This is a genomic window from Longimicrobium sp. (genome assembly GCF_036387355.1).
Classification (GTDB): domain Bacteria; phylum Gemmatimonadota; class Gemmatimonadetes; order Longimicrobiales; family Longimicrobiaceae; genus Longimicrobium.
In genome coordinates this window covers 1-10,255 of record NZ_DASVTX010000489.1, presented here as the reverse complement: position 1 = coordinate 10,255, position 10,255 = coordinate 1, and the positions used below count along the sequence as shown (strand labels likewise).

Here is a 10,255-nt window from a genome sequence, read left to right as displayed (position 1 = left end):
CTGCTGAATCACCTGCCCGTGGCGGTCGGCTCTCCCGCGGGGCCGGACGGGGCCGGCGTGCGCGTGATGCAGGAGGGCGAGCCCTCCATCGCCTTTGATTCGGTGCTCGCGCCGGGAGACACCTCCGCCGCCCGCCCGGTTCGTATCCGGCTTCCCGGCGTGGCGGACAGTGCGGTCGTGCGGCTGGCGGTGGTCGCGCCGCCGCTCCCGCCACAGAACGTCCCGGCGAGCGCGCCGGACAGCATCCCGAATTCTGTCTACGCCGCCGCCAACGTGTCCACGAATCTGTCGGGGCTTTCCGGCACCTACGTTCGCAACATCGTCACCATCCTGTTCGCGCCGAACACCCCGCGGGCGCGGCGACAGGCAGCGGTGGATGCCGTTGGTGGGCGGGTGATCGGGGGGTACCGCCTGCCGGACGGGGATGGCGAGTACTACGTGCGCCTGCCAGATGATGGCACCGCCGGCCCGCTGTTGCGGGCGATGGACCTCCTCAATGGGTTCCCCGGCGTGGAAGCGGCCGGGTTCGAGTCGATGAACACCGCCGCTGCGATCGCGGAGCCGGACCCGGGCCCGAGACGTCCGGCCCCCCGGTGATGAACCAACGCTCGCGCCTTCGGGACGGCCCCGATCTTCATCCATCCGGATTCCTCTCTGGAGTTTCATGCGCGGATTCCGGATCTTGTTCGCACCCTCGATAGTCAGAGGTGCTGCGGCAAATGTGGCTGCACGAGCGACGGCCGGCCCCAGGCACCGGACCCTGGCGCATCCGTGCAAACCTTTTGGCCGCGACGCGCATCCAAGGTCAGCCTCCCATCGTCTTCCTCCCGCTCCGCTCTCCGTATGAACAAGCTCGCGTTGGGAATCGTGCTGGCGGTCGCGGCCTCGCCCGCACGCGCGCAGCAGCCCGCGGCCGCTCCGCGCGCCGCCGCCCCCGAGGTGCCCCAGGCCGCCGCCCGCCGCACCACGCAGTCCATTCGCGTGGACGGCGCGCTGGACGACGCCGCCTGGGCCCAGGCCACGCCCATCACCGAGTTCCGGCAGCTGGACCCGGCCGAGGGGCAGCCCGCCACGGAACGTACCGAGATCCGCGTGCTGTACGACGACCAGGCGCTGTACATCGGCGCGCGGCTGTACGACCGGCAGCCCGTGCGCTCGCGCCTGGGCCGGCGCGACATGGCCATGTCGGCGTCGGACTGGCTGACCGTCATTCTGGACAGCAACCACGACCACCGCACGGCCGTGGGCTTTGAGGTGAACCCGTCCGGGGTGCGGCGCGACCAGACGCGCTCCGGCGACGGCGAGGACGATTCGTGGGACCCGGTGTGGGAGGCGCACACGGCGGTGAGCGACAGCGGGTGGACGGCGGAGATGCGCATCCCCTTCAGCCAGCTCCGCTTCAGCGCGGCGCCGGTGCAGACGTGGGGGCTGCAGGTGGAGCGGCAGATCGCCCGCAACCAGGAGTTCTCCGTGTGGTCGTTCACGCCGCGCGACCAGCCCGGGGGAATTCCGCGCTTCGGGCACCTGGCGGGGCTGGAGCGCATCCCCACGGGCAAGCGGCTGGAGGTGCTGCCCTACGCCGTGTCGCGCGCGGAGAACGTGGACCGCGGGGCCAACCCGTTCCGCGACGACCGCGAGTACGGCATGAACGTGGGGGTGGACCTCAAGTACCGCCTCACCAGCAACATGACGCTGGACGCCACCGTGAACCCGGACTTCGGGCAGGTGGAGGTAGACCCGGCCGTGGTGAACCTGACGGCGTTCGAGACGCAATTTGAGGAGCGCCGCCCCTTCTTTGTGGAGGGATCGGAGATCTTCCGCTTCGGCGGGGACGGCACCAACCTGGCCTTCTACTCGCGCCGCATCGGCCGGCAGCCCACGCTGGCGCCGCCCTACGCCGAGCGCGACGTGCCCACCAACACGCGCATCCTGGGCGCCGTAAAGCTTTCCGGCCGCACGCAGAGCGGATGGTCCGTGGGCGCGCTGAACGCGGTGACGCGGCGCGAGACGGCCCGCTTTCGCCTGGATGACGGGGAGAACGGCACGGTGACGGCCGAGCCGCTCACCAACTTCTTCGTGGGCCGCGCCCGGCGCGAGACGCGCGCCGGGCAGACGGCGCTGGGCGGATTCGTGGGCGCGGTGAACCGCAATCTGGACTCGGACGCGCTGTCCGGCGCGCTGCGCTCGTCCGCCTACTCGGCCGGGGTGGACCTGTTTCACCAGTGGGACCGGCGCAGCTGGACGCTGAGCGGCTTTCTGGCGGGGAGCCACGTCCGCGGCGAGGAGGGCGCGCTCGTCTCCACCCAGCAGCTGCCCTACCACTACTTCGGCCGGCCGGACGCGCATCACCTGGCGCTGGATTCGTCGCTGACGTCGCTCTCCGGCTTGGCGGGGGCCATTCAGGTCAACCGGCGGATGGGGCGGCTGTGGAGCGCCAACGCCCGGCTGAACACCATCAGCCCGGGGTACGAGGTGAGCGACCTGGGCTTTCAGCGCCGCGCAGACCGCATCGACGCCGAGGTGGGCGGCAGCTACAACGAGTCGCGGCCGGGCAGGGTGCTGCGCCGCTACTCCGCGTACGGGCAGTTTCTGGTGGAGCACAACTACGACGGCGAAAACGTTTCCAACCGCCTCTTCAACGGCGGCTCCATCCAGCTGCTGAACTACTGGAGCGCGTACGCCAACACGACGTTCTCGCTCCCGGGCACGTACGACGACCGCCTGACGCGCGGCGGCCCGGCGGCGCGTCGGCCCGGGCTGTTTTCCATCAACGGCGGAATCTCGACGGACCCGCGCAAGAAGGTGATCGGCGAGTTCAACGGGTACTACGAGCGCACCGACGCAGGTGGCGACGGGATGAACATTTCCGGCGGCGTGCTGCTGCGCCCGGCGCCGCACTGGGAGGTGTCGCTGGCGCCCTCGCTGGGCTGGTCGCACTCCGTGGCGCAGTACCTGGGGCGCGTCACGGATCCGCTCAAGACGGAAACGTTCGGCGCGCGCTACCTGTTCGCCTCGCTGGACCAGACCACGGTGGCGCTGGAGACGCGCCTGAACTACACCTTTACCCCCGCGCTGTCGCTGCAGGTGTACGCGCAGCCGTTCATCGCCAGCGGCGACTTCGGCGAGATCAAGGAGCTGGACCGGCCGCGCACGTTCAACTTCCGCGTGTACGGCAGGGACGTGGGGCAGGTGGTGGACGGGCGCATCTACCCCAACGGCACGGGCACGGGCGCGCTCTCGTTCCCCGTGCCGCAGCCGGACTTCAACTTCCGCAGCCTGCGGGGCAACGCGGTGCTGCGCTGGGAGTGGCGGCCCGGCTCCACCATGTACCTGGCGTGGCAGCAGAACCGCAGCAGCGCCCAGCCGTACGGCGACTTTGACCTGGGCCGCGACGGGGACGAGCTGTTCGGCGCCGCGCCGGACAACGTGTTCCTCATCAAAGTCAGCTACTGGCTGAACCCCTGAGCGGTTTCTGGTGGATGGCAAACGCCCCGGCTTCTCGCGAGAGGAGCCGGGGCGTTCTGTAGATGGCGGTCAGGCGCGCGTTCCGCGGAGGGTCAGGCCCGCGGGCGCTCGTGCATGAGCTGCCACGAGGTGCCGAACCGGTCCCGCAGCTGGGCGAAGCGGGAGGCGAAGAAGGTTTCGTGGATGGCCATGAAGACCTCGCCGTCTTCGGCAAGCAGGGTGTAGAGGCGTTCCGCTTCTTCGGCGCTGTCCACCGCCAGGCTCAGGTACGCGCTACGGACGGGTTGGGCGCTGGGGATGTCCGAGCCCATGAGCAACATGCCGCCGATCTCGATGCGGGCGTGCAGGATGCCGTTCCTGAACTCTTCCGGAACCCCGCTCTGCGGCAGTTCACTGTGCCGCATCATACTGGTGATCCTGCCGCCCAGGTGCTGCTCGTAGAAGCGGAACGCCGCTTCGCAGGTGCCGGCGTAGTTCAGATAAACGCTGAGCTTCACTGGATTCTCGCCTTGTGAGAGGATGCTTCAGTGCGCCCGGACGGCGATCTCGTCGCGCATGGCGTCTTCCTGCGCGCGCAGTTCCGGCGTGAACGCCTCGCCAAAGTCATCCGCCGTGAACACCTGCCGCAGCTCCAGCTGCGCGTTGCCGTTCGCGTCTTCCACCGGCCACTGCCGCACCCACTCCAGCGCTTCGTCGCGCGACTTTACCTCGATGAGGGTGAAGCCGGCGATCATCTCCCCGGCCCCCGCGAACGGCCCCTGGGTGACGGTCGGCTTGCCGCCGCTGAAGCTGATGCGGGCGCCGCGCGAACTGGGGTGCAGCCCCTCGCCGCCCACGATGATGCCGGCGTCGGCCATGCGCTGGTTGTACTGCGTCATCGCGTTCAGCAGTTCGTGGCTGGGCATGAGGCCCGCTTCGCTGTCGACGTCCGCCTTGCGGATGATCATGAATCGCATCGGTTCTGCTCTCTGGCTGGAGTGGGTGCCGGGCGTGCGCTCCGGGCGTGACGGGCGACTCGCATCGCCCTTCTGACCCTGCGTCGAATGACGCATCGCGAATTCGACACGGCCCGTGATCCGGATGCCGGGCCGCGTCCCGATCACCCGCCTTGCGCCACCGCCGCGCCCGCTCCGGCCTGCACCTCCGCCGCCTTCTGCGCGGGCTCGAACGCCTGCCGCACCTCGGCCGCGCCCTGCCCTGCGATGCGCAGGAACTGCTCGGCGAGTTCCACCGCGGCCTGCTTGCTGGGCAGGTTCACCAGCGCGAACCCGGCGATCAGTTCCTTGGCTTCCGTGAAGGGGCCATCCACCACGCCCGCCTTGCCGCCCTTAAGGTAGACGCGCGCGCCCAACGCGCTGGGCTGCAGCCCCTCGTAGCCCAGCAGCACGCCGTCGCGGCCCAGCTGGTCCAGAAAGCGGCCCATCTCATCCAGGTCCATGCACGGAGGCACGTCCACCTCCGAGTCCTGGTCGTTCTTGAACAGAATCGTGAATCGCATGTGGATGGTCTACGGAAGGGGACGGATTGATCGCGAGCGACAACATAAGAGAACACGGTGGAAACGACGAGTCAGCGAAGCGCGAATCCAGTGGAGAGGCGTAGATCTCACGCGAGGCGGAAAATGGAAGGAAGCCGACACCGCGCTGCGTTTCTGTGTTGTTGTAAGCGGTTGTAAAGCAAGCACATGGCGTTATATCTGAGTGCGGTCGCTGAGTGAACCGAGTGTCAAGTCTCCCCTCGAAGGTAGGGCACCCTGTATATTCAGCACTTGGTTGTGACGGTAACTCGGCCACAGGGGCTTGCTGGCGATGAACGTGATCAGTCTGTACTCCGGGGCAGGCGGCATCGACCTCGGTTTGGAAGCGGCCGGTTTCCAGACGCGAGTGGCAGTAGAATTTGAACCCGATGCCGTAGCGACCTTGCGAGCGAACCGGGATTGGACGGTTCTGGACCAGGACATTCATCTGATTCCTAGTCAGGATCTGCTGACGTCTGGGCATTTGGGCGAAGGTGAGGTTGATCTGCTTGCCGGGGGACCGCCCTGCCAGCCGTTCAGCAAGTCGGGATATTGGGCGAAGGGTGATGCGCGCCGGTTGGATGACCCCCGTGCTTCCACGCTCGACCAGTACCTGCGCGTGCTCCGAGACTTAATGCCTCAAGTGTTCCTGTTGGAGAATGTTCCTGGAATCGGCTTCAAGGATAAAGACGAAGGTTTGGCGCTCCTCAGGTCAACTGTCGAGGCGATCAATCGCAGGACTGGTACGCGTTACGAACCTCAAGTATTTTCCATCAACACGGCCGATTACGGAATCCCGCAAGAGCGCCAGCGGGTGTTCGTTATTGGTGACCGAGACGGTCGCCTGTTTCACTTTCCTGAGCCCACGCACAGATCTTTCGGTGCGTTCGATGGAACGGAACTGCCCCTTGATCTGCTCCGCGAACCTGCTCTCACGGCATGGGATGCAATAGGTGATCTAGAGAACGATGAGAGTCCGGAACTCCGCGTCCGGGGAAAGTGGGCTGAACTACTGCCTAGTATTCCGGAGGGCCAAAACTACCTCTACCATACAGATCGTGGTGAGGGTCTGCCACTCTTTGGTTGGCGACGGCGTTATTGGAGCTTCTTGTTGAAGCTGGCCAAGCGTCGCCCATCATGGACGATTACGGCACAACCCGGCTCCGCGATCGGCCCCTTCCATTGGAAGAACCGGCGCCTTTCGAGTACTGAATTGATGCGTCTGCAGACCTTCCCGGACGGATACCGGATCATCGGGAGTCAATCCTCGATCCGTAAGCAGTTGGGCAACGCCGTTCCGTGCGCGATGGCGGAGATACTTGGCCGTGCGATTCGCAACCAGTTTCTCGGCAACCCCTTTCCTCAGAACGCCGGGATCCGACTAATCCCTCTTCGAAGAGTAGCCGTCCCGCCAGAGGAGCCTGTTGTGCCCGTACCAGAAAGGTATTTGAATCTCGTCGCAACGCACGCTCCTCACCCCGGTACGGGCAAAGGCTATGGGGCAGCTGCCCGGGCAAAAACGGCTGTCTAGTTGCCCCAGTTGTATTTGTCGGGGTGCAAGCCATAACGGCGAACAAACATCTCGGATCGAGGACGATCTTCTCGAAGATTTGGCTCCGCCAGGGTGGAGAACGTTGAGTCGACGAATTGCGCAGATCCGATCGAAACTGCTCTGCGGGCGTGTAGTTCTGGATGGAGAACCACACGCCTTGTTCCCGGATCGATCCAGATTAGATGGCGGTCGAACGCAGCGTGGTGGTTGCCGCACAGTGCGATGCCGTTTGCAGTAGTATCCGGCGATCCTAGCGCATGCGCAGGGTAGATGTGCGCGCCTTGAACTAAACCGAAGTTGAGTCCGCACAGCGCACACAAGCCGTTGTATGCTGATAGCACTCTCCGGCTGAACGCAGCATTCCGGACCAGGTGGGTCGCTGCACGCCGCGCCCGTTGTTCCAGCGATTCATCTACCGGAGTGTTCAATCCTGCGGCATCTACGGCAGCTGAAATCTGCTCCGCAGGGATATAGGCATCAGCTCGCAAAATCTCCAAATAACTGGGCAATAGCACCGGATGAAACGCGAGTACCAGTTCGCCATTTGCGTTGTGATGTTCCGCCCAACCCGTACGAGCGGCCTCTTCCAATTGCCAGAGAGGGATGAACAGGGACTGCCGGGTTGTTCTTCCTAGCCGAGGGCGCGCGTCCAGAACTGCGAAAACCGGGCGAGTTCCTTCCTCCCATAAGCCCAGGAGTACTGGCAAGGAACCCCCAAGGTCAGTCACGGGCTTTCCACCAGCCGGATTCTGAAAACGCCGTTCTACAGTGTCCCGATTGCGATGACTGAGGCCAATCGGTCCAACATGTAAGGCTACCCTCAGGACAGCGGTCCCGAGTTGCACATCCACCAGTCCTGGCCACCCATCACGGCTGTCGCGCACGGACACCGCACCCGGACCCGCCATTTCGGCAATTCGGTTTACCAAGTTGCTTCGACGCGACATATCGTTGGAAGGGCGATTTGAGCAGATCAATCAAGGAGGGTGACGGGATTTTATAATAGACTGTTACCCGGCGCAATCAACTCTACGTTAATGGTAGATGTTTAGGATCTGCTAGGGACTTCTTCTCGCCCGGCGTAATTCTCGCAATGAGAATGTCGCCGTGCCGGACCCGCGCCATTCGGAGAGGATCGTGAGCGCCACAACCCCCGTCAGCATCCCCGAGCCCGTTCCCGACTGGGCCGTCCGCTACAACGCGGGCGACTATCCGCCGCACGGCGTTACCGGCGACGCGGTGGCGCTCTCGCTGGCGTGGAATGGGAACGAGTGCGCGCTCCACGCGCTGCTCGTCGTCCGCGGCAAGGACCCGTTCGCGGGGCTGGACGCGTGGCCCGGCGGCTTCATGGAGTGGATGGAAGACGACGACTCGCTGCAGACCGCCATCCGCGAGTTGCGCGAGGAAACCGGCGTGGCCGCGCCCGAGTTCGTGGAGGCACTGGCCAGCTACAGCCGCAACGGCCGCGATCCCCGCCAGTTCGCCGGCTACCGCGACGACAAGACCGGCGAGTGGATCGCCCGCGGCGCGCGCGTCACGACCAACGCGTACCTGATGCTCGTGCGCCGCGCGGAGGGCGACGAGCCCGCGCACGCGGACGACGCGAGCGACGCGCGCTGGGTGGACGTGTACTCGCACCTGCCGTGGGAGGACGTGCGCGAGGGCCGCACCGCCGCGCACCACGCGGAAGAGGTGCTGGACGTCTGGGCCGCCGAGGGCCCGCCGGAGCGCGTCCGCCGCGTGGCGGACGCCTTTGGCCGCGACGAGTGGAACGAGGAGCGCACCGCGGATCGCTTTGCCCTGCTGATGGAGTCCGGCCTGGTGCCCGAGGCCCGCCGCGACCTGTGGGGCCGCTCCGAGCCGCGGGACGAAGATGCGCGCTTCGGGCGGGAAATGGCCTTCGACCACCGCCACATCCTGGCGGATGCGCTGGGCCGCCTGCGCGGCAAGATCAAGTACCTTCCCGCCGCACTCATGGCGCTCACCGGGCCCGAGCTCACGCTGGACGAGCTGCAAGCCGCCTGCGAAGCCATCGCCGGGCGTCCGCTGCACCGCGCCAACTTTCGGCGCGCCGTCGCGCAGCAGGGCACGGGCGAAACGCGCGCGCCGCGCCTCGTGGGCAAGACCGGCCGCACGCGGCAGCGCGAGGGGCGCGGGCCGGGGGTGGCGCCTGAGATCTACTGCTTTCTCCCCGAGAGCACCCGCGCCCGGCTGGAAAACTCCATCCGCTTCCCATGGCTTCCGCTCGCCGGCGGCCGGTGAAGCGCGCCCACCGGCGGCGCGGCTTGACGACGGCATGCGGCAGGATTATTCTCGTTATGAGAACATCGCGTGCCGGGCAGGCGAGTGCCGGCGCTTCCTTCTACTGACCGGGATCCCGATGTCCTTCACCCCCACGCCGAACGCCGCCGGCGACCGCGCGCAGATGCTGCACGAGGGCCTGCAGCGCTTTGCCGCTGACGTCTTTCAGTTCGATCCGCGCATCGCCACCGGATGGCTCTCGGACCGCTACTTCGTCCGCACGGCCAACACGCTGCGCCATGCCGGACGCGACCCCGTGGTGACCATGCAGGTGTTCGCCAAGCGCAAGGGCGTGCTGGCGGGCGTGTACGAAGCGCTGCGGCTGCTGCAGACGCAGCTGGCGCCCGGCTACGACTTCACCGAACTCGAAGTCGACACGCTGCTGGAGGGCGACGAGATCAACCAGGGCGGGGAAGACGACTGGGAGCCGGTGATGCACGTCACCGGCAAGTACGGCGGATTCGCGCACCTGGAAACGCCGCTGCTGGGCGTGCTGGCGCGGCGCTCGCTCGTGGCCAGCAACACGCGGCGCGTGGTGAGCGCGGCGGGGGGCAAGCCCATCATCTTCATGGCGCCGCGGCACGACGACTGGCGCGTGCAGACGCCGGACGGCTACGCGGCCGTGGTGGGCGGGGCGGAGAGCGTGTCCAGCGACGCGGCGGGCGCGTGGTGGGGCGCGCGGGGGGTGGGCACCATGCCGCACGCGATGATCGCGGCGTTCGGCGGCGACACGGTGCAGGCCACGCTCGCCTTCACCCGCTACCTGCGCGACGAGGAGCCGCAGGTGCAGGTGATGTCGCTGGTGGATTACCAGAACGATTCAGTGAACACCTCGCTGGCCGTGGCGCGCGCCGTCCGCGCGGAGTTCGGCGACCACGTGCTGACGGGCGTGCGCGTGGATACCAGCGAGCGCCTGATCGATGCCTCGCTCATCGGCGATCCGGAGGTGTGGGGCCGCGCCAAGCTGACGGGCGTGAATGCGTATCTCGTGCGCAAACTGCGCGCGGCGCTGGACGCGGAGGGGTTCGGCTACGTGGGAATCGTCGTCAGCGGCGGGTTTACGCCGGACAAGATCGCGTCGTTCGAAAAAGAAGGCGTCCCCGTCTCCGCCTACGGCGTGGGGAGCAGCCTGCTGGGCCACAGCCGCGGCGACTCCGGCCTGCTCACCGAATTCGACTACACGGCGGACCTGGTGCGGGTGGATGGGCGGGCGGAGGGCAAGGTGGGGCGCACGTTCCGCGAGAACCCGCGGATGGTGCGGGTGCGGTGGTAGGCTGCCGGGCGGCTGAGCCACTGAAGTCGCCGCAACAACGGCGGAAAGTCCCCCCGAACGGACGGGGGACTTTACCTGCATGCGTTGGCGGATGAATCGGTGCGTGACGGCGGGGTTCAGGGCGGCCCCCACCCGGGTTCGCATGACT

General features: G+C 66.8%; 9 protein-coding genes. 5 read left to right on the top strand and 4 right to left on the bottom strand.

Annotated elements, in window-relative coordinates; genetic code table 11:
• Positions 1–597: hypothetical protein (locus tag VF665_RS20970; RefSeq protein WP_331055419.1), on the top strand; the 597-nt coding region annotated here is incomplete at its 5' end.
• Between the two features lie 246 nt (positions 598–843).
• A complete protein-coding gene (locus VF665_RS20965; protein ID WP_331055418.1) occupies positions 844–3,465 on the top strand; it encodes a DUF5916 domain-containing protein in 2,622 nt (873 codons plus the stop codon).
• A gap of 92 nt (positions 3,466–3,557) precedes the next feature.
• Here the strand turns inward: VF665_RS20965 and VF665_RS20960 are convergent, their stop codons facing one another.
• From VF665_RS20960 to VF665_RS20950, 3 genes are all read right to left on the bottom strand, one after another.
• The gene (locus tag VF665_RS20960; protein ID WP_331055417.1) at positions 3,558–3,962 is read right to left on the bottom strand and encodes a VOC family protein; all 405 of its coding nucleotides are present in this window, start codon (positions 3,960–3,962) and stop codon (positions 3,558–3,560) included.
• A gap of 27 nt (positions 3,963–3,989) precedes the next feature.
• Positions 3,990–4,421, bottom strand: a complete 432-nt coding sequence (locus VF665_RS20955) for a YciI family protein (RefSeq protein WP_331055416.1) — start codon at positions 4,419–4,421, stop codon at positions 3,990–3,992.
• A gap of 143 nt (positions 4,422–4,564) precedes the next feature.
• Complete coding sequence (locus tag VF665_RS20950; RefSeq protein ID WP_331055415.1) at positions 4,565–4,963, bottom strand: YciI family protein; 399 nt, start codon at positions 4,961–4,963, stop codon at positions 4,565–4,567.
• A gap of 310 nt (positions 4,964–5,273) precedes the next feature.
• Here VF665_RS20950 and VF665_RS20945 point away from each other — a divergent pair, with 310 nt between their 5' ends.
• Positions 5,274–6,512 carry a DNA cytosine methyltransferase gene (locus tag VF665_RS20945; protein WP_331055414.1) on the top strand — a complete coding sequence of 413 codons (1,239 nt, stop codon included), beginning with the start codon at positions 5,274–5,276 and terminating at the stop codon, positions 6,510–6,512.
• On the opposite strand, the gene VF665_RS20940 is transcribed toward VF665_RS20945, so the two are convergent.
• Positions 6,509–7,441, bottom strand: a complete 933-nt coding sequence (locus VF665_RS20940; protein WP_331055413.1) for an HNH endonuclease — start codon at positions 7,439–7,441, stop codon at positions 6,509–6,511. The genes VF665_RS20945 and VF665_RS20940 overlap by 4 nt on opposite strands.
• A gap of 229 nt (positions 7,442–7,670) precedes the next feature.
• Between VF665_RS20940 and VF665_RS20935 the strand changes: the two genes are divergently transcribed.
• Together VF665_RS20935 and VF665_RS20930 are read left to right on the top strand one after the other, a co-directional pair.
• Positions 7,671–8,795, top strand: a complete 1,125-nt coding sequence (locus tag VF665_RS20935) for an NUDIX domain-containing protein (RefSeq protein WP_331055412.1) — start codon at positions 7,671–7,673, stop codon at positions 8,793–8,795.
• A 118-nt stretch (positions 8,796–8,913) separates the two neighbouring features.
• Positions 8,914–10,107, top strand: coding sequence for a hypothetical protein (locus VF665_RS20930; protein WP_331055411.1), 1,194 nt, complete (start codon positions 8,914–8,916; stop codon positions 10,105–10,107).
• The last annotated feature ends 148 nt before the right edge of the window (positions 10,108–10,255 follow it).

Excerpts from the sequence above, each read along its gene's own strand:
- VF665_RS20965 (WP_331055418.1), top strand. The coding sequence starts at position 844 with ATGAACAAGCTCGCGTTGGGAATCGTGCTGGCGGTCGCGGCCTCGCCC.
- VF665_RS20955 (WP_331055416.1), bottom strand. The coding sequence starts at position 4,421 with ATGCGATTCATGATCATCCGCAAGGCGGACGTCGACAGCGAAGCGGGC.
- VF665_RS20950 (WP_331055415.1), bottom strand. The coding sequence starts at position 4,963 with ATGCGATTCACGATTCTGTTCAAGAACGACCAGGACTCGGAGGTGGAC.
- VF665_RS20945 (WP_331055414.1), top strand. The coding sequence starts at position 5,274 with ATGAACGTGATCAGTCTGTACTCCGGGGCAGGCGGCATCGACCTCGGT.
- VF665_RS20940 (WP_331055413.1), bottom strand. The coding sequence starts at position 7,441 with ATGGCGGGTCCGGGTGCGGTGTCCGTGCGCGACAGCCGTGATGGGTGG.
- VF665_RS20930 (WP_331055411.1), top strand. The coding sequence starts at position 8,914 with ATGTCCTTCACCCCCACGCCGAACGCCGCCGGCGACCGCGCGCAGATG.